The 23247-nt window shown below is 73.9% G+C and carries 19 protein-coding genes; 9 read left to right on the top strand and 10 right to left on the bottom strand.

Annotation, left to right across the window (positions count from 1 at the left end; translation table 11 throughout):
* Window positions 1-47: 47 nt before the first annotated feature.
* The gene (locus QC029_RS21865) at window positions 48-1823 is read right to left on the bottom strand and encodes a biotin carboxylase N-terminal domain-containing protein (protein ID WP_279557437.1); all 1776 of its coding nucleotides are present in this window, start codon (window positions 1821-1823) and stop codon (window positions 48-50) included.
* Between the two features lie 359 nt (window positions 1824-2182).
* Here QC029_RS21865 and QC029_RS21860 point away from each other — a divergent pair, with 359 nt between their 5' ends.
* Window positions 2183-2665, top strand: a complete 483-nt coding sequence (locus QC029_RS21860) for a hypothetical protein (RefSeq protein ID WP_279557436.1) — start codon at window positions 2183-2185, stop codon at window positions 2663-2665.
* On the opposite strand, the gene QC029_RS21855 is transcribed toward QC029_RS21860, so the two are convergent.
* From QC029_RS21855 to QC029_RS21845, 4 genes are all read right to left on the bottom strand, one after another.
* Window positions 2646-3260, bottom strand: coding sequence for a nucleoside triphosphate pyrophosphatase (locus QC029_RS21855; RefSeq protein WP_279557435.1), 615 nt, complete (start codon window positions 3258-3260; stop codon window positions 2646-2648). The genes QC029_RS21860 and QC029_RS21855 overlap by 20 nt on opposite strands.
* Window positions 3261-3362: 102 nt before the next feature.
* Entirely contained in the window at window positions 3363-3482 is a 120-nt protein-coding gene (mmpB, locus tag QC029_RS31225) for a morphogenic membrane protein MmpB (RefSeq protein WP_369281320.1), read from the bottom strand.
* Between the two features lie 81 nt (window positions 3483-3563).
* The gene (locus QC029_RS21850) at window positions 3564-3779 is read right to left on the bottom strand and encodes an acyl-CoA carboxylase subunit epsilon (protein ID WP_279557441.1); all 216 of its coding nucleotides are present in this window, start codon (window positions 3777-3779) and stop codon (window positions 3564-3566) included.
* Between the two features lie 29 nt (window positions 3780-3808).
* Window positions 3809-5416 (bottom strand): acyl-CoA carboxylase subunit beta, encoded by a 1608-nt coding sequence (locus tag QC029_RS21845; protein ID WP_279557434.1) that lies wholly within the window; start codon window positions 5414-5416, stop codon window positions 3809-3811.
* 101 nt (window positions 5417-5517) lie between these two features.
* On the opposite strand from QC029_RS21845, the gene QC029_RS21840 reads away from it, so the two are divergent.
* The 5 genes from QC029_RS21840 to hutH all read left to right on the top strand — a co-directional run bounded on the left by QC029_RS21840 (window position 5518) and on the right by hutH (window position 11521).
* On the top strand, window positions 5518-6417 hold the full coding sequence (locus QC029_RS21840; RefSeq protein ID WP_279557433.1) for a biotin--[acetyl-CoA-carboxylase] ligase: 900 nt from the start codon (window positions 5518-5520) through the stop codon (window positions 6415-6417).
* Between the two features lie 76 nt (window positions 6418-6493).
* Complete coding sequence (locus QC029_RS21835) at window positions 6494-7588, top strand: adenylate/guanylate cyclase domain-containing protein (protein WP_279557432.1); 1095 nt, start codon at window positions 6494-6496, stop codon at window positions 7586-7588.
* Between the two features lie 214 nt (window positions 7589-7802).
* The gene (locus QC029_RS21830; RefSeq protein ID WP_279557440.1) at window positions 7803-8603 is read left to right on the top strand and encodes an enoyl-CoA hydratase-related protein; all 801 of its coding nucleotides are present in this window, start codon (window positions 7803-7805) and stop codon (window positions 8601-8603) included.
* A 108-nt stretch (window positions 8604-8711) separates the two neighbouring features.
* On the top strand, window positions 8712-9884 hold the full coding sequence (locus tag QC029_RS21825) for a sensor domain-containing diguanylate cyclase (protein WP_279557431.1): 1173 nt from the start codon (window positions 8712-8714) through the stop codon (window positions 9882-9884).
* An 80-nt stretch (window positions 9885-9964) separates the two neighbouring features.
* The gene (hutH, locus tag QC029_RS21820) at window positions 9965-11521 is read left to right on the top strand and encodes a histidine ammonia-lyase (protein ID WP_279557430.1); all 1557 of its coding nucleotides are present in this window, start codon (window positions 9965-9967) and stop codon (window positions 11519-11521) included.
* On the opposite strand, the gene QC029_RS21815 is transcribed toward hutH, so the two are convergent.
* Window positions 11502-11810 (bottom strand): hypothetical protein, encoded by a 309-nt coding sequence (locus QC029_RS21815; RefSeq protein WP_279557429.1) that lies wholly within the window; start codon window positions 11808-11810, stop codon window positions 11502-11504. The genes hutH and QC029_RS21815 overlap by 20 nt on opposite strands.
* 408 nt (window positions 11811-12218) lie before the next feature.
* Between QC029_RS21815 and QC029_RS21810 the strand changes: the two genes are divergently transcribed.
* From QC029_RS21810 to QC029_RS21800, 3 genes are all read left to right on the top strand, one after another.
* The gene (locus tag QC029_RS21810) at window positions 12219-13499 is read left to right on the top strand and encodes an Ig-like domain-containing protein (protein ID WP_279557428.1); all 1281 of its coding nucleotides are present in this window, start codon (window positions 12219-12221) and stop codon (window positions 13497-13499) included.
* Between the two features lie 461 nt (window positions 13500-13960).
* Complete coding sequence (locus QC029_RS21805; protein WP_336621609.1) at window positions 13961-17281, top strand: S8 family serine peptidase; 3321 nt, start codon at window positions 13961-13963, stop codon at window positions 17279-17281.
* 250 nt (window positions 17282-17531) lie between these two features.
* On the top strand, window positions 17532-18074 hold the full coding sequence (locus QC029_RS21800) for a type 1 glutamine amidotransferase domain-containing protein (RefSeq protein ID WP_279557439.1): 543 nt from the start codon (window positions 17532-17534) through the stop codon (window positions 18072-18074).
* 151 nt (window positions 18075-18225) lie between these two features.
* Here QC029_RS21800 and QC029_RS21795 read toward each other — a convergent pair whose 3' ends face one another.
* From QC029_RS21795 to QC029_RS21780, 4 genes are all read right to left on the bottom strand, one after another.
* Entirely contained in the window at window positions 18226-19851 is a 1626-nt protein-coding gene (locus QC029_RS21795) for a PP2C family protein-serine/threonine phosphatase (RefSeq protein ID WP_279557426.1), read from the bottom strand.
* A 20-nt stretch (window positions 19852-19871) separates the two neighbouring features.
* On the bottom strand, window positions 19872-20417 hold the full coding sequence (locus tag QC029_RS21790) for a methanogen output domain 1-containing protein (RefSeq protein WP_279557425.1): 546 nt from the start codon (window positions 20415-20417) through the stop codon (window positions 19872-19874).
* Between the two features lie 530 nt (window positions 20418-20947).
* On the bottom strand, window positions 20948-21244 hold the full coding sequence (locus QC029_RS21785; protein WP_279557424.1) for a YrhB domain-containing protein: 297 nt from the start codon (window positions 21242-21244) through the stop codon (window positions 20948-20950).
* Between the two features lie 390 nt (window positions 21245-21634).
* Window positions 21635-23200 carry an ATP-binding protein gene (locus QC029_RS21780; protein ID WP_279557423.1) on the bottom strand — a complete coding sequence of 522 codons (1566 nt, stop codon included), beginning with the start codon at window positions 23198-23200 and terminating at the stop codon, window positions 21635-21637.
* Window positions 23201-23247 lie beyond the last annotated feature (47 nt).

Raw genomic sequence — 23247 nt, 5'->3', positions numbered from 1 at the left:
CGGCCGAAGCCGTCCCGCCCCCTTCCCGTGTGCCGGGAGTCCGCGGATCAGTCCTTGATCTCGCAGATGACGGCGCCGGAGCTGACACCGGCGCCCACGGTGGCGTTCAGGCCCTTGACGATGCCGGCGCGGTGGGCGTTGATGGGCTGCTCCATCTTCATCGCCTCCAGCACCACGATCAGATCGCCCTCGGAGACCTGCTGGCCCTCCTCGACGGCGACCTTGACGATGGTGCCCTGCATCGGGGAGGCCAGGGCGTCACCGGAGGCGGCGGGCCCGGACTTCTTGGCCGCGCGCCGCTTGGGGCGGGCGCCGCCGGCCGCGGCGGTACGGGCGAGCGTCATGCCCAGCGAGGCGGGCAGGGAGACCTCCAGGCGCTTGCCGCCGACCTCGACCACCACCGTCTCGCGGCCGGGCTCGTCCTCCTCGTCGTCCGCGCCGGGGGCCGCGAACGGCTTGATCTCGTTGACGAACTCGGTCTCGATCCACCGGGTGTGGACGTCGAACGGGCCCTCGGGGCGGCCGTTGACCTCGGGGGCGAAGGCCGCGTCGCGCACCACCGCGCGGTGGAACGGGATGGCGGTGGCCATGCCCTCGACGGTGAACTCCTCCAGGGCGCGGGCGGCGCGCTGGAGGGCCTGCTGCCGGGTGGCGCCGGTGACGATCAGCTTGGCCAGCAGGGAGTCCCAGGCCGGGCCGATGACCGAGCCGGACTCCACGCCCGCGTCCAGCCGCACGCCCGGACCCGACGGCGGGTCGAACCGCGTCACCGTGCCCGGAGCGGGCAGGAAGTTGCGGCCCGGGTCCTCGCCGTTGATGCGGAACTCGAAGGAGTGCCCCCGCATCGGCGGGTCGTCGTAGCCGAGTTCCTCGCCGTCGGCGATGCGGAACATCTCGCGGACCAGGTCGATGCCGGTGACCTCCTCGGTGACCGGGTGCTCGACCTGCAGGCGGGTGTTGACCTCCAGGAAGGAGATCGTGCCGTCCTGGCCCACCAGGAACTCGCAGGTGCCCGCGCCGACGTAGCCGGCCTCCTTGAGGATGGCCTTGGACGCGCGGTACAGCTCGGCGTTCTGCTCCTGCGTCAGGAACGGCGCCGGGGCCTCCTCCACCAGCTTCTGGTGGCGGCGCTGGAGGGAGCAGTCGCGGGTGGAGACGACCACCACGTTGCCGTGCTTGTCGGCCAGGCACTGGGTCTCCACGTGCCGGGGCCGGTCCAGGTAGCGCTCGACGAAGCACTCGCCGCGGCCGAAGGCGGCCACCGCCTCGCGCACGGCCGAGTCGTACAGCTCCGGGACCTCCTCCAGCGTGCGGGCGACCTTCAGACCGCGTCCGCCGCCGCCGAAGGCCGCCTTGATGGCGATCGGCAGGCCGTGCTCCTCGGCGAAGGCGACGACCTCGTCGGCGCCGGAGACCGGGTCGGGCGTGCCGGCCACCAGCGGGGCGCCGGCGCGCTGGGCGATGTGGCGGGCGGCCACCTTGTCGCCCAGGTCGCGGATGGCCTGCGGGGGCGGGCCGATCCAGTTCAGCCCCGCGTCGATGACGGCCTGGGCGAACTCCGCGTTCTCCGACAGGAAACCGTAGCCGGGGTGGACTGCGTCCGCGCCGGAGTCGGCGGCGGCCTTGAGCACCTTGCCGATGTCCAGGTAGCTGGTGGCGGGGGTGTCACCGCCCAGCGCGAAAGCCTCGTCCGCCACCCGGACGTGCAGCGCGTCCCGGTCCGGATCGGCATAGACGGCCACACTCGCGATCCCGGCGTCCCGGCAGGCCCGGGCGACGCGGACAGCGATTTCACCGCGATTGGCGATGAGCACCTTGCGCACGATGACTCCCTCCTTGAAACAAGGTGAGTTTAGGTATCGGCGACACCGCACGCCGAGTCGCCCTGGGGGGTGAGCTTGCCCACACGGAAGGTGACCCCAGGAGCCCCATGAGGCCCAAATCCCTTGTGGGTACACGGTACGCCGGGATCTCGCGTCCGGCTGGAGATCTTCGGTGTGGCCAAGGTTACTGTCCAGGGGGCCTGCGAGGATCTCCGCCACTTTGTGGGGTTCCTACGAATGGCGGGGTGATTCTTTGCCGGGGCGCGAGGTCTTTCCCATGCCGTTACCCGTTAGTAGCATGCGCGCTGTCGCACGGGACGGCGCCGCGCGCGTTCCGCGGAGGACGAGTGGGGGACCGTATGGCTCACAGAAGGCCGGTGGCCCTGGCGGCGGCCGTGGTGCTCGCGGCGGAGGCCGTCGGCGCCGGGTGGCTCCACTGGGTCCTGGGTCTGGCGGTCGACCGTCAGGACATGTCCCTGGCCGGGCTCGACCCGCGCGCGATGGCCGTCTCCACATGGATCGGCGGCGCGCTCTTCGGCGCCTACCTGCTGCTGTGCGCCGTGCTGTCGCTCCGGACGGCGCTGGCCGACCGGCCGCCCGCCCGCCTCGCCCGCGCCCTGCTGACCGGCGCGGCGGTGGTGCACGGGGTGCTCGGCGCGCTCACCGTCGGGCTGGTGGGCTGGGCGGCGTTCGCCGCCCTGATGGCCGCGCTGGGACTCGTCGTGCTGACCCTGGTGGCGTACGGCCCCCGCCCCCGTACGGGGGACCCGGCGGGCCCGCGGGACACGGTCGCCGCGCCCGCCGGCCCCTCCGAGCCGCCGCTCAGGCCCACAGCTCCGTGATCGGCACGCCCAGCTCGGCCAGCAGCCGGCGCAGCAGCGGCATCGACAGCCCGATGACGTTGCCGTGGTCGCCCTCGATGCCGTCGACGAAGGGCGCCGAGCGGCCGTCGAGGGTGAAGGCGCCCGCGACGTGCAGCGGCTCGCTGCTGGCGACGTAGGCGGCGATCTCCTCGTCGCTCGGCTCGCCGAAGCGGACGGTGGTGGCGGCGGTCGCGGACACGCGGCGGCCGGTGGCCGTGTCCACCACGCAGTGGCCCGTCACCAGGACGCCCGTCCGCCCGCGCATGTCCTTCCAGCGGGCGGTGGCCTCCTCGGCGTCGGCGGGCTTGCCCAGCGGCCGTCCGTCCAGCTCCAGCACCGAGTCGCAGCCGACGACGAGCGCGCCGGCCGCCTCCGCCCGCCCCGCCACGGCGTCCGCCTTGGCCTCGGCCAGCAGCAGGGCCAGCTCGCCGGGTGTGGGGGCGTCGAGGGCGTCCTCGTCCACACCGCTGACGATCACGTCGGGGGACAGCCCGGCCTGCCGGAGCAGCCCGAGCCGGGCGGGGGACTGGGAGGCGAGGACGAGACGGCGGCGGGGCGCGGTGTTGTGGGCCATGCGGTCCATCCTAGGAAGACTCCCGGCCGGCCTCCGACCGCGCGCTGCCGCCCAGGCCCCGCCCAGGCCCCGCCCAGGCCCCGCCCAGGCTCGCAGTGGCCCTCACAGCAGCAGGAAGACCGCCACCATGGCGACGGCGATCAGCCAGCCGGTGCGGCGGAGCATCGCCTGGGTGGTGCGCAGCTCCTCGGGGGGTTCGTCGGCCGGGTCGGACCAGAGCATGCTCCCGATCCTGCGGCAAAGCCGGCGGGGGCGCCTGAGTACGCGTACTCAGGCCCCCCGCCGGCCGCGGCGCGGCGCGTCTCAGGCCGGCCAGTACGCCGTCCGCCAGGCCCGCGGGCCCGGGTGCGGCAGACGGCGGCCGGGGACGGTGCGGGCCGGGTCCGACCACTCCGAGCCGTGCCCGGCGGCGGACCCGCCGGGCCCCGCCGCCGCGAGCGCGGCGGCCCGGGTGCGCACCACCGCCAGGGCGGCGGCCAGCTCCTCGGGGGTCGGATTGCCGCGTACGACCTTGATCATGGTCACGGTCTCCTCGCTGTCGCGGGCGGTCAGAGCGGGATGTTGCCGTGCTTCTTCGGGGGGAGCGACTCGCGCTTGGTGCGCAGCGAGCGCAGGCCCCGCACGATGTGGCGGCGCGTCTCGGAGGGGACGACCACGGCGTCCACGTACCCGCGCTCGGCGGCCACATACGGGTTGAGCAGGGCGTCCTCGTACTCGGCGGTGAGCTTCGCCCGCAGCTCCTCGCGCTCCTCGTCCGTCCGGGCCGCCGCCAGGGTCTTGCGGTGCAGGATGTTGACCGCGCCCTGCGCGCCCATCACCGCGATCTGGGCGGTGGGCCAGGCGAAGTTGAGGTCGGCGCCCAGGTGCTTGGAGCCCATCACGTCGTAGGCGCCGCCGAACGCCTTGCGGGTGATGACGGTGATCAGCGGCACCGTGGCCTCGGCGTAGGCGTAGATCAGCTTGGCGCCGCGCCGGATGATGCCGCCGTACTCCTGGTCGGTGCCGGGCAGGAAGCCGGGCACGTCGACGAAGGTCAGCACCGGGATGTTGAACGCGTCGCAGGTGCGCACGAAGCGCGCGGCCTTCTCGGAGGCGTCGATGTCCAGGCAGCCGGCGAACTGCATCGGCTGGTTGGCGACGACCCCGACCGGGCTGCCCTCCACGCGCCCGAAGCCGGTGAGGATGTTCGGCGCGAACAGCGGCTGGGTCTCCAGGAACTCGCCGTCGTCCAGCACGTGCTCGATCACGTCGTGCATGTCGTACGGCTGGTTGGCCGAGTCCGGGATGAGCGCGTCCAGCTCGCGGTCGGCGTCGGAGGTCTCCAGGTCCGCCTCCTCGGGGAAGGCGGGCGGCTCGGAGAGGTTGTTGGACGGCAGGTACGACAGCAGCGCCTTGACGTACTCGACGGCGTCCTCCTCGCCGGAGGCCATGTAGTGCGCGACGCCGGAGGTGGAGTTGTGGGTGCGGGCGCCGCCCAGCTCCTCGAAGCCGACGTCCTCGCCGGTGACCGTCTTGATGACGTCCGGGCCGGTGATGAACATGTGCGAGGTCTGGTCGACCATCACGGTGAAGTCGGTGATGGCCGGCGAGTAGACCGCGCCGCCCGCGCACGGGCCGACCACCAGCGAGATCTGCGGGATCACGCCGGAGGCGTGGGTGTTGCGGCGGAAGATCTCGCCGTACGCGCCGAGGGAGGCCACCCCCTCCTGGATGCGGGCGCCGCCGGAGTCGTTGATGCCGATGACCGGGCAGCCGGTCTTCAGCGCGAAGTCCATCACCTTGACGATCTTCTGGCCGAAGACCTCGCCCAGCGCGCCGCCGAAGACGGTGAAGTCCTGGGAGAAGACGGCCACCGGGCGGCCGTCCACCGTGCCGTAGCCGGTGACGACGCCGTCGCCGTAGGGGCGGTTGGCCTCCAGGCCGAAGTTGGTCGAGCGGTGGCGGGCGAACTCGTCCAGCTCGGTGAACGAGCCCTCGTCCAGGAGCAGCTCGATCCGCTCGCGCGCCGTCAGCTTGCCCTTGGCGTGCTGCTTCTCCACCGCCCGCGCCGAACCCGCGTGCGTGGCCTCCTCGACGCGCCGCCGCAGATCCGCGATCCTGCCCGCGGTCGTGTGACGATCCTGGTTCTCGGCGGCTGGGCTCTGCTGCTCGGACACGGGCTGCGGCTCCTCGTCGTGGCGTCTGGCTACCGACTCGTAGCGTATCGGCGGACCGGTCGTCCGGCGGTGCGGTGTTTGCCACACCTAATCTGTCTTGCATGACACCGAACGACCCGTCGGACAGTCCCTGGTCGGACCTCGAACGGCCCCCTCTGAACGCCGTCTCGCTGCGCCGCGCGCTGGTGCGCCCCGCGTCGCTGTGGACCTCCCTGGAGGTGGTCGCCGACACCGGCTCCACCAACACCGACCTCGCCGCACGGGCCGCGCGCGGCGAGGCGCGGGAGGGCGAGGTGTTGGTCGCCGAGCGGCAGACCGCCGGGCGCGGGCGGCTGGAGCGCAGCTGGACGGCGCCCGCCCGCTCGGGGCTCTTCCTCTCCGTGCTGCTCGTCCCCGGCGTGCCCGCCGCGCGGTGGAGCTGGCTGCCGCTGCTCGCCGGGGTCGCCACGGCCGGCGCCCTGGCCCGCGCCGCGGGGACGGACGTGGTGCTGAAGTGGCCCAACGACGTCCTGGTGCGGGCCGGCGGCGAGGAACGCAAGATCGGCGGCATCCTCGCGGAGCGGGTCGAGCGCCCCGGCGGGCCCGCCGGGGTGGTGCTGGGCATCGGGCTCAACGTCTCGCTGCGCGCGGAGGAGCTGCCGGTGCCCACGGCCGGCTCCCTGGCCCTGGCGGGCGCCCGCGTCACCGACCGCGACACCCTGCTGCGCGCGGTGCTGCGCTCGCTGGAGGAGTGGTACGGCCGCTGGCACGAGGCGGGCGGCGATCCGGAGGCGAGCCGGGTGCGCGAGGCGTACACCGCCGGCTGCGCCACCCTCGGCAGGCGGGTCCGCGCGGTGCTGCCCGGCGGGCGGGAGCTGACGGGCGAGGCGGTCGCGGTGGACGGCGAGGGGCGGCTGGTCATGGCCAGCGGCGAGGGGGTGCAGCAGCCGGTGGACGCGGGCGACATCGTGCACCTCAGGCCCGCCCCGGAGGGGTCGCCGGGGGAGCCTTCGGAAGAGTGAGGTAGGGCACACCTGCCGTATCGTTGACTCGACCCAGCGCGGCGGGCGCGGCGGCAGTGAGTGGAACGGAAGGGCAGTGGACGACTCGGGCACCCCAGCCGAAGAGCCGACGGCGGACGGCGAGGCGGCCGGCGGCACGGCCCGTGCCGAGGAGGACCCCCTCGCGCTCCGCATCGAGCAGCTCATCCTCGGCGCCGGACGGCAGTACACGCCCTTCCAGGCGGCCCGCGCCGCCGACGTCCCCATGGAGCTGGCGGCCCGTTTCTGGCGGGCGATGGGGTTCGCCGACATCGGCCAGGCCAGGGCGCTCACCGAGACGGACGTGATCGCGCTGCGGCGGCTGGCCGGCCTGGTGGAGGCCGGGCTGCTCAGCGAGGCGATGGCGGTGCAGGTGGCGCGGTCCACCGGGCAGACCACGGCGCGGCTGGCCGAGTGGCAGATCGACTCCTTCCTGGAGGGCCTGACCGAGCCGCCCGAGCCGGGCATGACCCGTACCGAGGTGGCGTACCCGCTGGTCGAGCTGCTGCTGCCCGAGCTCCAGGAGTTCCTGGTGTACGTCTGGCGGCGGCAGCTGGCCGCCGCCACCGGCCGGGTGGTGCAGGCGGCCGACGACGAGGAGATGGTGGACCGGCGCCTGGCGGTCGCCTTCGCCGACCTGGTCGGCTTCACCCGGCTGACCCGGCGGCTGGAGGAGGAGGAGCTGGGCGAGCTGGTCGAGGCGTTCGAGACCACCGCCGCCGACCTGGTCGCCGCGCACGGCGGCCGGCTGATCAAGACGCTCGGGGACGAGGTGCTCTACGTCGCCGACGACGCGGGCACCGCGGCCGAGATCGGGCTGCGGCTGATCGAGACCCTGGCCAACGACGCGACGATGCCGGAGCTGCGCGTGGGCATGGCCCTGGGCACGGTCACCACCCGCATGGGCGACGTCTTCGGCAACACGGTCAATCTGGCCAGCCGGCTGACCTCGATAGCGCCCAAGGACACGGTGCTGGTGGACGAGGCGCTGCGCGCGGAGCTGGTCGCCTCCGGCCAGGCGCCGGAGTCGGAGAAGGAGACGGACGACGCCGCGCCGTACCGCTTCGCGCTCCAGCCCCTCTACCAGCGCCCGGTGCGCGGCCTCGGCGTCGTCGAGCCGTGGCAGCTGTCCCGCCGCTCCCCCGGTTCCTGAGCGGCTCCTCCCCCCTTTCCGCGCTCCTCCTCCCGCGCTCTCCTTTCCGCGCCCCCTCCTACCGTGCGTTCCCCGCACGGCTCACCCCTGCCCCGCCGGGCGGGGCGGATGGCATGATGCGCCCGTACACCAGTGAGCGATCGTTAACCGGAAGGGCTGTGTGGACGGCATGGACGGCGTGGGCGGCGTGGGCGGCGTGGTCGAGGGCGCGGGCGTGGGCGAGGAGCGGTTCGGCGAGTGGGTCGTGGTGCGGCGGGAGCCGGACACGCACGTCGCCGAGCTGGTGCTGGACCGGCCGAAGGCGATGAACGCCGTCTCCACCGAGATGGCCCGGCGCATCGGGGAGGCGTGCGCCGCGCTCGCCGCCGACCGCGGGGTGCGGGCCGTGGTGCTCTCCTCCACCCACGAGCGGGCGTTCTGCGTGGGCGCGGACCTGAAGGAGCGCAACTCCTTCACCGACGCCGACCTGGCGCGGCAGCGGCCGTACGCCCGGGCCGCCTACACCGGCGTGCTGGAGCTGCCGATGCCCACCGTCGCGGCCGTGCACGGCTTCGCGCTCGGCGGCGGCTTCGAGCTGGCGCTGTCCTGCGACCTGATCGTCGCCGACCCCACCGCGGTGGTCGGCCTGCCGGAGGTGTCCGTCGGAGTGATCCCCGGCGGCGGCGGCACCCAGCTCCTGCCGCGCCGGGTGGGCGCCGCCCGCGCCGCCGAGCTGATCTTCACCGCGCGGCGGGTGGAGGCCACCGAGGCCCGCGAGCTGGGCCTGGTCGACCACCTGGCGCCCCACGGCGAGGACCGGGCCGAGGCGCTGGCGCTGGCCCGGCGCATCGCCGCCAACTCCCCGGTGGGACTGCGGGCGGCCAAGCGGGCGCTGCGCACCGGCTGGGGCATGGACCTGCGCGCGGGCCTGGAGGTGGAGGACGCGGCCTGGCGCACGGTGGCGTTCTCCGGCGACCGGGCCGAGGGCGTGGCCGCCTTCAACGAGAAGCGGGCCCCGCGCTGGCCGGGGGAGTGAGCCGGGCACGATCGGGCACGAGCCCGGTGAGCCGGAGCGGGCCGGCGTGAGCCGGTCGGCGACCCGGAGTGAAGGCCCATAACCTGGGTCGTGTGGATCGGGTACGGCATGGGTGACGACGCGCGGCTGAGGACCGTGGTGGGGCTGGCGCAGGAGATGGCCGCCGCCCACTCCCTGCGCGACGTCGCCCGGACCGCCGCCGAGGGCGCGCGGGCCGCGCTGGGCGGCTCCTTCGCGGCCCTGTCCGTCTGGGAGCGCGAGCGCGGCCGGCTGCGGGTGCTGGTGAACACCGGCGAGCGGCGCGGGGACGAGCGGGAGTTCCCCGAGGACGAGGCGTACCCGGTCCACGACTTCCCCGAGATCACCGGCCTGCCGTACGGGGGCGGGCCGGACGGCGGGCCGCGCGCCTGGGTGGAGACGGCGTCCGGCGCGCGGGACGAGCCCCGGTACGGGCCGGCGGCGCCGGTCGGGCGCCGCCCGCTGGCGCTGCGCCGCCGCGGGCGGGGCTGCTGCGTGGTCGCCCCGGTCGTCGTGGACGGGCTGGTGTGGGGCGAGCTGTACGTGGCGCGGGAGCCGGGGCGGCCGGTCTTCGACCGCGCCGACGCCGACTTCGCCGAGGCGCTGGCGTCGGTGATCGCGGCCGGGATCGCCCAGACCGAGAGGCTGGAGGAGGTGCGCCGGCTGGCCTTCACCGACCCCCTCACCGGCCTGGCGAACCGCCGGGCGGTGGACGCGCGCCTGGACGAGGCGCTGGAGCGGCACCGCGCGGACGGGACGGTGGTCAGCCTGCTGGTCTGCGACGTCAACGGTCTCAAGACGGTCAACGACGTGCTGGGCCACGAGGCCGGCGACCGGCTGCTGGAACGTTTCGCCTCGGTGCTGTCCCTGTGCGGCGCGATGCTCCCGGACACCCTGGTCGCCCGGCTGGGCGGGGACGAGTTCTGCCTGCTGGCGGTGGGGCCCTCGGCGGACGAGGTGGTCCGGGTCGCGGACGAGGTGTGCCGCCGGGCGGCGGAGCTGGAGACGGGCCAGGGGGTGGCGTGCGGAGTCGCCTCGACGGGCGACCCGATAGGCCCGGTCCGCTCGGCCCGCCGGCTGTTCCGCCTCGCCGACGCCGCCCAGTACCGCGCCAAGGCGGCCCGCACCGACAAGCCGGTGGTGGCCGGGCGGGAGGGCGCCGACGACGCGGGCGACGAGGTGGTCCGCCTCGCGGACCAGGCGGACCGGGGGAGGATCGGGTCCCGGGGCGACCGCCGCCGGCTGCGCGGCCTGGACGTCTGATCCCGCCCCGGCCTCCGGCGGCGCACACGGGCGCGGCGGGGTCGTGACAGAACTCGATTCACTCTTTAGTGTTCCTGAATATGGATATGCAGCACCGCGTAGTGGTCGGTTCCTCCGGCACCACCGCCGGGGACGTCGTCGCCGTCGCCCGCGGCCTGGCCCGCGTCGAACTGTCCGAGGAGGCGCTGGCCGCCCTCGCCGCCGCCCGCCGGGTCGTCGACGACCTGGCCGCCAGGCCCGACCCCGTCTACGGCGTCTCCACCGGCTTCGGCGCCCTGGCCGTCCGCCACATCCCGGCCGACCTGCGGGTCCGGCTCCAGCGCAACATCGTCCGCTCGCACGCCGCCGGCATGGGGCCGCGCGTGGAGCGCGAGGTGGTGCGGGCGCTGATGTTCCTGCGGCTGAAGACGCTGGCCTCGGGCCACACCGGGGTGCGGCCCGAGGTGGCCCGCGCCATGGCGGACCTGCTCAACGCGCGGATCACGCCCGTCGTCCACGAGTACGGCTCGCTCGGCTGCTCCGGCGACCTGGCGCCGCTGTCGCACTGCGCGCTGGCCCTGATGGGCGAGGGGGACGCCGAGGGGCCCGACGGGCGGGTGCGCCCGGCGGCCGAGCTGCTGGCCGAGTACGGCCTGGCCCCCGTCGAGCTGCGGGAGAAGGAGGGCCTGGCCCTCCTCAACGGCACCGACGGCATGCTCGGCATGCTGGTGATGGCCTGCGACGACCTCGCCCGGCTGTTCACCTCCGCCGACATCACCGCCGCCCTCACCCTGGAGGCGCTGCTGGGCACGGACCGGGTGCTCGCGCCCGAGCTGCACGCCATCCGCCCGCACCCCGGCCAGGCCGCGTCCGCCGCCAACATGCTGAAGGTCCTGGAGGGCTCCGGGCTCACCGGCCACCACCAGGACGACGCCCCGCGGGTCCAGGACGCCTACTCGGTGCGCTGCGCGCCCCAGGTCGCCGGCGCCGGGCGCGACACCCTGGCGCACGCCCGCACCGTCGCCGAGCGGGAACTGGCGGCGGCCGTGGACAACCCCGTGGTGCTCCCGGAGGAGGGGCGGGCGGAGTCCAACGGCAACTTCCACGGCGCTCCGATCGCCTACGTACTGGACTTCCTCGCCATCGCCGCCGCCGACCTGGCCTCCATCGCCGAGCGCCGCACCGACCGGCTGCTGGACCGCAACCGCAGCCACGGCCTGCCGCCCTTCCTGGCGGGCGACGCGGGCGTGGACTCGGGCCTGATGATCGCCCAGTACACCCAGGCCGCGCTGGTCAGCGAACTGAAGAGGCTCGCGGTCCCGGCCTCGGTGGACTCGATCCCGTCCTCGGCGATGCAGGAGGACCACGTCTCGATGGGCTGGTCGGCCGCGCGCAAGCTGCGCACCGCCGTCGACGGGCTGACCCGCGTGGTGGCCGTGGAGCTCTACGCCGCCGCCCGCGCGATCGAGCTGCGGGCGGCGGACGGGCTGACGCCCTCGCCCGCCGCCTCGGCCGTGGTGGCCGCGGCGCGTGAGGCGGGTGTGCGGGGCCCCGGCGAAGATCGTTTCCTGGCGCCGGAGTTGGCGGCGGCCGAGGCGTTCGTACGCGGGGGAGGGCTGGTGGCGGCGGCCGAGTCCGTCACCGGGCCGCTGGCGTGAGCCCCTCGCGGCCGGCGCGGACGCGGGCGTTGACCAGCAGGGCGGCGCCCGCGCCGAGGAAGCCGAAGCCGCCGAGGAGGTAGGGCGTGCTGTCGAAGGTGCCGGTGTCGGCCAGCTCCACGCCCTCGCCCGGGCCGGTCTGCGCCTGGCTCCGCACCTGCGCCTGGGAGGCGGCGGCCCGGGCCGGCGCGCCGTCGTCCGTGGCGTTCGCGGACGGTACGAACCACAGGCCGCCCAGGAGGCCGCCAGCGACGGCGGTGGTCACCAGCAGTCGGCGGTGTGCTCGCACGGAAGGGCCCCCTCGGAGCAGCGGATCGACGGTGCTGCGACCGATGCTAACGACGGGAGCGGGCCGCGTGAAGGGCGGTCGGGACAGAGGGCCGCGCGCTGTTCCGCCGTCTCCTGCGAAATCGGTCACATTGCCCCATAGATGCAGTGACAGGTGGAAAACGGTGTGATGTGATCGGGTGTCATCGGGCGGTGAGTCTGCGGTAACGATCCGGGGCCGCGGGGGAATTCCCTGCTCGGCACTGCAACCCCTGGCGACGGAAGGGTGTCTTACCCCACAGTCTTACCCTGGGTGGAACGGGTCACAGCTCCCCTGCGTTCTCGTACGTGCGGCTGTGGGGTGGATATCCCGCTGCACCCTCACCGGACGGCGTGGGACGCGCATCGGGAGCCAGAGGTTCGTAAGCGGATGGAGAAGTGTGTGATGACGGACGGCAAGCGCCGCAGGGGCGTCGTGGCGGTGGCCGCGCTGCTCGGTGGAGTGCTCACACTGTCGGCGTGCGGGGGCGGGGACGAGGGCGGCGGCGACTCCGGCGCCGACCCGGCGAAGAAGCCGGAGAAGGGGCAGGCGCAGGTTGACAGGGCGGCGGCGGAGAAGGCCTCCGACGCCCGAATAGTCATCACCCCCGAGGACGGCGCGGACAACGCGAGCATCCACGCCGCCCAGGTCGGTGTGAAGGGCGGCAAGCTCACCTCGGTGACCATGAAGGCCACGGCGACCGGCCAGGAGGTGGAGGGCACCCTCGCGGCGGACGGCAGCGGCTGGAAGCCCAACGGCCAGCTCGAGCGCGCCACCCAGTACACGATCTCCGCCGAGGCCGAGGACGCGAAGGGCCGCGAGGTCCACGAGAACTCGACCTTCACCACGGTCTCGCCCTCCAACAGCTTCATCGGCTACTTCACGCCCGAGGACGGCTCCACCGTCGGCGTCGGCATGCCCGTCTCGATCAACTTCGACAAGGGCATCACCGACAAGAAGGCGGTCCAGTCCGCGATCGAGGTCAACTCCACCAGCGGCCAGGAGATCGTGGGCCACTGGTTCAGCGACACCCGCCTGGACTTCCGCCCCCAGGAGTACTGGAAGTCCGGCTCCAAGGTCACCGTCGACCTCAACCTCGACGGGGTCGAGGGCGCCGAGGGCATCACCGGCGTCCAGGACAAGAGCTTCAGCTTCACCGTCGGCCGCTCCCAGGTCAGCACGGTCGACGTGAAGAGCAAGACGATGGAGGTCGTCCGGGACGGCAAGACCGTCAAGACCTTCAAGATCTCCGCGGGCGCGCCCGAGACCCCGACCTACAACGGCCAGATGGTGATCTCCGAGAAGTTCAAGGAGACCCGGATGAACGGCGCGACCGTCGGCTTCACCGACGACGACGGCAAGGGCGAGTACGACATCAAGGACGTGCCGCACGCCATGCGCCTGTCGACCTCCGGCACCTTCATCCACGGCAACTACTGGGGCTCCGACTCGGTCTTCGGCAACGTCAACACCAGCCACGGCTGCGTGGGCCTGAACGACGTCCAGGGCGCGAACGACCCCAGCCAGGACGGCGCCTGGTTCTTCGACAACTCGCTCCTCGGCGACGTCGTGATCGTGAAGAACTCGCCCGACAAGCAGATCACCCCGGACAACGGCCTCAACGGCTGGAACATGTCCTGGGCCGACTGGAAGGCGGGCTCCGCCCTCTGATCCCCCGGCGGCCCCCTCCGGCCGCCCCCGGGCTCCCGCACTCCCCTCCGGCCCCGGCCGGATCCCGTCCCGCCAGGCGGCGGACACGGCGCACCGCGCCGCGTCCGCCGCCTCCGGCGTTTCCGGGCGCGCCGGACGGTCCGCGGCCGGGCAGGGGCGGTGCCCGAAAGGGCAGAGCGCGCGGGAGGGTGGGGCGGAAGTGAACCGGGAGGGGCCCGGGAGCGTCCTCACCATCGCGAGAGCCGGTGCGCCGCGCCGACGACCCCGGACCGAGGGGGAGTCGACGCGGTGGCACACGTAGAACGCCTGTCCCCTATGACGCCATATGGCGCAGGTGTCCCGGCCTCCCGCAGACTGAGCGCGCGGGGGGCCGCTGGGGTCCCCCACGCATGGTGATGACCTCACCAGGGGGAAAATTGACACAACGGAAGAGAGCGGGCGCCGCCGCGATAGCCACCGCCGTGGCCGTCGCACTGACGATGGGGCTGACCACCGCATCGTCCGCCGCCCCGAAGACCGTCCCGGAGAACCCGAAAACCCCGAAGGCCCTGAAAACCCCGAAAACGGAGCCGTCGCAGTCCGGCGCCCCGCGGGGGGCCGGCCGGGCGGACGGCGTCCAGCGCACCGTCACCCTCGTCACCGGGGACCGGGTCGTGCTCGACCGGCGCGGCAGGGTCGCCGGGGTGATCCGCGCCAAGGGACGCGAGGACGTACCCGTCAGGGTGGTCCGCACCGAGGGGCACACCTATGTGCTCCCGCAGGACGTCATCCGGCTCATCGGCGAACGCCGGCTCGACCGGCGGCTGTTCGACGTCACCGAGCTGAGCCGCGAGCAGTACCGCAGGAAGACCGGGACCGACGTGCCGGTCATCGTCACCTACCGGGGCGCGAAGCCCGCGGCCAGGGCGGAACTCCACGCCGAGGCCGAGCCGACCGTGCGCGCCACCCTCAGATCGGTCAACGGCGAGGCGCTGGCCGTCGCCGAGGACCGGGCCGCCGAGGCCTGGGCGGCGCTGACCCGCCCGTCCTCCAGGGCGGGACAGCTCGCGGCGGCCCCCGGGATCGCCACCGTCTCCCTCGACGGCGTCCGCCGGGCGGCGCTCGACAGGAGCGTTCCGCAGATCGGCGCCCCGACGGCGTGGAAGGCCGGCTACGACGGCAAGGGCGTCACCATCGCCGTCGTCGACACCGGCATCGACGCCACCCACAAGGACTTCGCCGGGCGGATAGCCGGGGAGAAGAACTTCTCCGACTCCAAGGACGCCAGGGACCGCTACGGTCACGGCACCCACGTCGCCTCCATCGCGGCCGGGTCCGGGGGGAGGTCCAACGGGAAGTACAGGGGCGTCGCGCCCGGCGCGAAGCTGCTCAACGCCAAGGTCCTCGACGACGACGGCTACGGCAGCGACTCGGACATCATCGCCGGCATGGAGTGGTCCGTGGCCCAGGGCGCCGAGGTGGTCAACCTCAGCCTCGGCGGCGGCGACACCCCCGAGGTGGACCCGATGGAGGACGCCGTCAACAGGCTGTCGAAGGACAGCGGCGCCCTCTTCGTCATCGCCGCCGGCAACGAGGGCCCCGGCGCCTCCACCGTCGCCAGCCCGGGCAGCGCGGACGCCGCGCTGACGGTCGGCGCGGTGGACAAGCAGGACCGGCTCGCCGACTTCTCCTCCATCGGCCCGCGCACGGGCGACGGCGCGGTCAAGCCCGACCTGACCGCCCCCGGCGTGGACATCGGCGCCGCGGCGGCCAAGGGCAGCCTCGTCGAGCAGGAGGGCGAGCCGGTCGCCGACGGCTACGTCTCCATCTCCGGCACCTCCATGGCCACCCCGCACGTCGCGGGCGCGGCGGCGCTGCTGGCCCAGCAGCACCCCGACTGGACCGGCGAGCGGATCAAGGGCGTGCTGACGGCCTCCACCAAGCCCGGCAAGGGCTACTCCGCCTTCCAGCAGGGCTCCGGCCGGGCCGACGTGGCCAGGGCGATGAAGCAGACGATCGTCGCCGAGCCGGTGTCGGTCAGCTTCGGCACCGCCCGGTGGCCGCACGCCGACGACGAGCCGGTCACCAAGGGCGTCACGTACCGCAACCTCGGGACGGAGGACGTCACCCTGGCCCTGACCGCGGCCGGCACCGACCCCAGGGGCAAGGCCGCGCCCAAGGGCATGTTCACCCTCGCCGCCGACGAGGTCACCGTCCCCGCGGGCGGCACGGCCACGGTCGACGTCACCGCCGACACCCGGCTCGGCGGCAGCGTGGACGGCGGGTACAGCGTGGCGATCACCGCGACCGGCGGCGGCCAGACCGTCCGCACCGCGGGCGCCGTCGAGCGCGAGGTGGAGTCCTACGACCTGACCGTCCGCGCCATCGGCCGCGACGGCAAGGCGGCTCCCCTGTGGGGCAGCATGCTGATCGGCTACCAGGACGACACCTTCAAGGGCCTGGACGGCAAGACCGGAACCGCCACCGTCCGGGTGCCCAAGGGCACCTACGCCCTCTCCACCGACATCGCCCTGCCCGGCAGCACGGAGGAGGACTTCAAGGGCAGCGACTGGCTCCTGGCGCCGGGGGTGAAGCTCACCAAGGACACCACCCTCACCTTCGACGCCCGCAAGGCGAAGGAGATCAGGATGACGGTGCCGGACGGGAAGGCCCGCCAGAGCGACCTGACCGTCGAGTTCAGCGGCTCGTTCGGCGACGGCTTCCTCGGCATCGGCGGCGGCACGACGGGAGGCGGGCAGGGCTTCCGCACCGCACAGGTCGGCGGCACGAACGGCGTCGAGGTCGAGTCGAGCGCCAGCACCGTGTGGACCAACGGCAACACCGACTACAACACCGCCCACCGCCGCGAGGGCGCCTTCTACACCGGTCTGACGACGCACACCAAGCGGTCGGAGATGGCCAGGCTGAACGTCCGGCAGGGAGCGTCGGCCGCCGGCCGCACCGGCGTGCTGGCCACCGTGCCGTCCGACTCGGGCTGGTTCTCCGGGACGGAGCGCAGGCTCCCACGCGCCGTGACGGTGTACGTCAAGGCCAAGGGCATCGCGTGGTCGCAGTACTTCGCGCAGTACGACAAGAAGGGCGAGTACGAGGCCGGCTACTACGCCGACGAGAAGAGGTACACCGCGGGCAAGACCTACTCCCGCACCTTCAACAACGGCGTCTTCGGCCCCAGCCTGGGACGGCAGGACGGCATCTTCCGCGACGGCGACGACCTCTACGGCATGCTCAACCCGCTCGCGGACGGCGCCGGCCACCACGGCGACAGCGTCTACGACTCGGCGAGGACGACGCTGTACCGCAACGGCAAGAAGTACGCCGAGGAGAAGGAGGCCTTCGACTACACCGGGTTCACCCTGCCGAAGGGCAAGGCGACGTACAAGCTGGTCACCACCCTCAGCCGCAGCGGGGTCTCCAGGCTGAGCACCAGGGTGAGCGCCTCCTACACCTTCACCTCGGCCCGCACCGCGGAGGAGACCAGGCTCCCGGCGACGGCGGTGCGCTACGCCCCGGCGCTGGCCCTGGACGGCACCTCCAAGGCCAGGGCCACCGTCTCGGTGCCGGTGACGGTCCAGGGTTCGGCCGCCGGCAAGAACCTGAAGTCGCTCACCGTCCACGTCTCCTTCGACGGCGGCAAGAAGTGGAAGAAGGCCACGGTCAAGAAGGGCAGGATCACGGTCAAGAACCCCGGCAAGAACGGGACCGTCTCCTTCCGGGCCGACGTCAGGGACAAGAAGGGCAACACCCTCTCCCAGACGATCGTCAACGCCTACCGCACCAAGTGACCCGGCCGGTCACAGGGGCGACACCGTGCGCATGAGCCCCTGACGGCACGGGCGACGGCCCGCCGGAGCGACCGCTCCGGCGGGCCGTCCGCCTCTCCGGCGCGGGAACGGGACCGGCCGATCCGCCCGGAAAGCCCGGGAACACCACATAGGGGGCATAGGACGGCCCTCGCCGGGGACCCGTATGGAGTACGGGGGAGCAACAGGAGTACGCAACGAGGACCCGAGCTGCCGAAAGGACGTGGCAGAAGTGAAGGTCGCCTTTCTCGTCGCCCCCGAGGGCGTGGAGCAGATAGAGCTGACCGACCCGTGGCAGGCCGTGATCGACGCCGGGGGCACCCCGAGCCTGCTGTCCACCAGCGGCGGGCGGATCCAGGCGTTCAACCACCTCGACAAGGCCGACACCTTCGAGGTGGACCGGCAGGTCGGCGAGGCCGCGGTCGAGGACTACGACGGGCTGGTGCTGCCCGGCGGCGTCGCCAACCCCGACTTCCTGCGGACGGACGAGAAGGCCGTCGCCTTCGTCCGCGAGTTCTTCCAGACCGGCAAGCCGGTCGCCTCGATCTGCCACGGGCCGTGGACGCTGATCGAGGCGGACGTGGTGCGCGGCCGGAAGCTGACCTCGTGGCCGAGCCTGCGGACGGACATCCGCAACGCGGGCGGCAACTGGGTCGACGAGCAGGTCTCCGTCTGCACCGAGGGACCGAACACCCTGATCACCAGCCGCAAGCCGGACGACCTCAAGGCGTTCGACGAGGCGTTCCTGCGGGAGTTCCAGACCGTCTCGGCCTGATTCCCGGCTCCGGCCGCCTCCGGCCGGGCCCCGCCCGGTCCGCCGTCCCCTGTGAGCCGCCCGCCGCGCGCGGGCGGCTCACACGCGTGCCCCGCCGCGCCCGCGCCCGTGCCGGGGGCGGCGGGGCGGCGGGGCATCAGAGCGTCGGGTCTTAAGGGAGGCGGACGGCCAGCAGAGCCCGGTCGTCGGGGAAGTCGGCGCCCGGCTGGTGGTGCAGGAACAGATCGCACAGCTCGTCGACGGTGAGGCCGACGCTGTCGCGGGCCAGGGCGGCCAGCCGGGCGAGCCCGACGTCCAGGGACTCGCCCCGGCGCTCGATCAGCCCGTCGGTGTAGAGCAGCAGGGTCTCCCCGCCGCCGACGGTCAGCTCCGCCTCGCGGTAGCACACCTCCGGCACCGGGCCCAGCGGCGGCGCGAGCCCCTCGTCCAGGTGGCGGCTGCCGCCGTCGGCGCCGATCAGCAGGGGCGGCGGGTGCCCGGCCCGGGAGTAGCGCACGGTGCCGGAGCGCCGGTCGAGGACCAGGTAGCAGGCGGTGGCCATGAGTCCGGGGTGGTAGGTGTCGACGAACGCGTTCAGCTCCTGGAGGACGACGGCCGGCGCGTGCCCGCAGCGCAGGACGATGCTGCGCAGGGCGGCGCTGATCCGGGCCATGACGGCGGCCTCGGCCAGACCGTGCCCGGCGACGTCCCCCACGGACAGCCCGACGTGGTGCTCGCCCAGCACGTAGACGTCGTACCAGTCCCCGCCGACCTCGACCATGCTGGTGCCGGGCGCGTAGCGGCCGGCCACGCCCAGGCCGGCGACGTCCGGCAGCCTCGGCAGCAGGCTGCGCTGCAGGCGCTCGGCCAGCCGGTGCTCGTGCTCGTACAGCCCGGCGCGGCGCACGGCCTGGGCGATCTGCTGGACGACGGCGGTGATGTGCTCCGGCTCCGGGGGGACGGCCGAGCCGTAGCGGACGGTGAGGCGTCCCAGGACCAGACCGGCCGCCTCCAGCGGCATCCGGACCACGGACCCGCCGGTGTCCCCGGCCGCCCGGTCCTCCCGTACGGCCCGGTCGCCGGGCGCCCCCTCGTCCGTGCGCGGTCCACCGGGGGCGGGCGCGCCGTGGTCGAGGTCCACCCAGTCCTGGCCCGACATCGCCAGCAGGCTCTCGGCGGGCTCCAGGGACGGCACCAGCCGGCGCGAGTGCAGCTCCGGGACCACCTCCGCGGCGTCCAGGGCGACGGGGGCGGCCCGGCCCGTCGCCTCCACGACGTCGGCCAGCGTGGTCGCCGCGGTCAGGGCGGCGGTGAAGCGGTACAGGCGCTGGAGCCGCGACCGCCCGGCCCGCTCGGCGGCGAGCAGCCGCCTGCGCTCGTCCTCCACCACCCGGCGGAAGGCCACCTCCTGGTCGAGCGCCGTCACCCGCTGGCTCAGCACCATGAACTGGTCGCCGCGGTCCAGAGGGGTCAGATGGAGCTGCACCACCGGCCCGGAGTCGCCGTTCCACCACGTCGCCCGCGCGCCGTGGCAGCGGAACCGCACCCGCGCGCCGTCGGCCCTCTCGACCGTCAGGGAGCCCGGCAGGGGATCGCCGCTGCGCAGCCAGAAGTCCAGATGGCGGCGGAACACCTCCGGGTCCCCGGCCTCCAGCTCGACCAGGCTGTTCCCGGCGGCCAGTTCGGGCAGGGCGCGTAAGGCGGCGAGGTTCGAGGCGAGGATCCGCCCGTCCGCCGCGCACAGCAGCACGGCGTGGGGCAGCGGCCTGGTGACGGCCTGGAACAGGCCAGGATTCATCAGGGACACACCCGTTCCGGTCAGGGCCGCTGTTCCCGGCGGGCGAGGGCGGCGTCGTCGAAGTACTCCCGGCCCTCGCGCTCCCCGGCGTCCGGGTCGGGCGTCAGCCACACCACGACGCGGCAGCCCGCGTCCCCGCGGGCGATCGTCTCCCGCAGCTCGACCCTGGCGTAGCCGAGGTTGCGCGCGGCGACGGTGCCGAAGACGTTGGAGGTCATCATGCACATCGACGTGCGTCCGAGGACCTTGTCGCCGAAGGGGCAGCGGCGGTTCCCCAGCACGATCCTCCCGTCGTCCTGCTCGACGACGTGGAAGTCGCCCTGGATGCGCTGCTTGAGGTCCACCATCACCTCGGCGACCTGCTTCCGGCTGAGCCGGTCGACGGCCAGCGCCCGCGTGTAGGACTCGTTGATCCACTCGCCCACCGACTGGCCGACCAGACTGATGTAGCCGGAGGCCTCCTGGAGCCCCACCACCGTCTCCAGGGAGGTGGCCAGCTCCCGTACCAGCGTGCGCATGAACACATCACGGTCAAGCGCGATGTCGACGTCCGCCGCGTGCTCCACGCTCTTCCTCCGCGCCGCCGTGATCGGTACCGCACCGTGTGCGCGGTCCCACCAAAGTAGGGGGGAAAGTTGCACAAGGGCAATCGTTCAGTTCAGCGGCTCGGCCCTGCCCGGAACGTCCGTTCCGGGCACGCACGCCCGTCCGAAGACGATCACCTGGTTCCCCTGGGCGAGGGACGTCGCGGGGGAAGGCGCGGCGACGCCCTTCCGCCGCCCGCGCCCCGCCGCCCGCGCCCGCCCGGTGCTCAACTCCGCGGGGAACCGCTCCCGTTGCCGCCCGTGCCGCCCGTGCCGCCCTCGCGCCGCCGGAGCTCCTCCTCGCGGCGGCGCGGATCCGCCTCCGGCGTCAGCGGGCAGCCGATGAAGGCGTGGATCCACAACGCCGGCACGAGGAGGAACGGCGGGTATCCGAGCACGACGGAGAACCCCCGCAGACCCGGCGGGGCGCGACGGGCGCCCCGATGACGGGGGCACGCACCGGTGGCCGCGTCCGATGCCGCCGCCGGGGGTGTGCCCAGGGGCAACGGCTGTCAGGCGCCCGTCGTGTAGGCGTCCTTGGCCAGCTCCCCGAGGTACTCGCCGAGGGGCTGGTGGGTCGGGGGGAAGTGCGGCCCGCTGCCGTCCTTGGGCACGACCACCACGCGGACGAAGGGCGCGAGCGCCATGTTCCCGGTGTCGATGTGCTCCTGCGAGTCGAACCGCACCGCCCACGCCACCGGGTGCTCCTGCGTCAGCTCGGGCTGCAGGACGATCGTGAACTCCCCCTCGGGGAACGCCTCGTCGAGGAACCGGCGTGCCGAGCTGAGGGCTTCATCCCGTGAGAGCACTGCTGTCTCCTTGGTGTCGCTCAGGGTCTTCGGGGACCGGCGGACCTCGGCGCTCGGACGTCACGAACCCGCTTCCGGACGGCCGTGCCGCCATGACAGCGCGCAGCATAGGACCATACGACCGGTCCGCGCCGCCCGGACCCGTCATGCCGCCCGGACCACCCGCCTCCCCCCGGTCCCTTCGGCCCGCCATCGGTGGAATCGCCGGTTTCCGCCCGTCGCCGCTCTCCCCGGCGGACCGCCTCCACGCGCCCACTCGTTCCCCCACGACCCACGCCGCCGGGCACGGCCGTGTCCGCACGTACGCGCCCCGTACGAAGCCGTGTCCGGTCACGCCGGGCACGCCCGGACACGCGGGGGAGCGGAAGGAGGGAGGGGAAGGGGACGCCGTCACCCGTACCGGTGAGAGGTGGTTCTCCCGTCAGGCGGGCCGTCGGTGCCGCCGGGGCGGTGGCCGGAGCCGGGCGGCGGCGGGAGGTGGGGGGTGAGGAGACGCACGGTGCTCCGGTCGGAGCGTCCGGCGTCACGGAACTCGTCCGCGGCGATCGCCAGACGGGTCGCGATGGCGCGGTGCCAGGCCGAGAGGTCGGGCGCCTCGGCGCTGTGCGCGAGCGCGGTGATCTCTCGGACCAGCGGGTGCAGGACCAGGACCGGGACGTCGCCGCTCACCGGGGTCTCGGGGACGCCGAGCAGGTCGTAGCGGTCCAGACCGGCGAGGGCCCGGTCCAGTTCGGCCTCCGTGACCGCCTGCCCGGTGGCGTCGCGTACGAGGTCGCGGGTGATGAGCGAGCGGGGGATCGGGGCCTCGGCGAAGAGTGCCAGCAGCCGGAGCAGAGGGCGGGCCAGCGGGACCCCCTCGGACTCCAACTGGTCCAGGGAGAGCTCCCAGGTGTGGCGGACGAGTTGCCGGGCCGTCTCCGGATCGGCGGCGTTGGGGTCCTCCGCGCCCAGCAGTGACGGCAGGTCGCGTTCCAGGGCCTCCTGGTAGGCGCGGAACGTGCGGTAGCGGCCGGTACGTCCGGTGAGGTACTTCGCGACCGCCCGCAGCGCCAGCGGCAGGCCCCCGAGCCGGTTGGCCAGGGCCTCGGCCTCCTCCGGGGTTCCGGCCCCCGGAGCGGCGTCGAGCAGCACCCGGCCGCCCGCCGGGGCGTCCAGGGGCCTCAGGCGCAGGAGCTCGGCACGGTCGCCCCAGACGTGCGGGCCGGTGTCGCGGCTGGTGACCAGGAGCAGTCCGCCGCCGTCGGGGCGGATCCAGCCGCGGTAGTGGGCCACCGTCTCCGACTGCGGACCGATGGCGTCGGTCCGGTCGGCGTTGTCGAGGACGACCAGCCACTTCCTGGTGCGGGCGAGTCGCTCCCACACCAGGTCGGGCAGGCTCGCCCGCCCGGCGTGAGCCGCCCGCAGAGCCTCTTCGGGCAGGCCGCAGGCGACGGCGACCTGGGTGAGCTGCTCGCCCAGCGAGACCGTGTCGCGCCAGCGGATCCAGAACACCGCGTACCCGTCGCGCTCGGCCCTGCGGGCCAGTTCGGTGGCGATGGTCGTCTTGCCCACGCCTCCGGCCGCGCACAGGACCGCGAAGCGGCCGTTCGGACGCCGCAGCATCTCCTCCAGCCGGTTCAGCTCCGGATCGCGCCCACGGGTGTGCTCGGGCGGCGGGGGCGGGCGCAGCGAGCCCAGCCGGGAGGCCGCCAGGGGCGGCACCGGGGTCAGGGGTGGCACCGGGGTCAGGGACGGCGCGGCGTCCGCCCCGCCGCCGTCCAGCCGCCTCGCCAGCAGGACCAGCACGATGCCGACCAGGACCAGGCCCCCGAAGAGCGGCCAGACCACCCACGGGCTCTGCGCCCAGGAAGGCACCGAGGCACTGGCGTAGTTGGTCACCGGCCCCAGCGCGGCGGTCACCACCGCCAGCGCGCCCGCGATCGCGGCCCCCAGCCGACTCGCTCCCCTGCGCCGCACGCCGCGCCCCCTGTGCCCCCGCTGTGGATCGTGTGGACGCACCAGGA

The sequence above is a fragment of the Streptomyces sp. DH37 genome (assembly GCF_029813835.1).
Lineage (GTDB): Bacteria > Actinomycetota > Actinomycetes > Streptomycetales > Streptomycetaceae > Streptomyces.
Note: the sequence above shows the minus strand (reverse complement) of the source record. Positions and strands in the feature narration are given on the sequence as shown.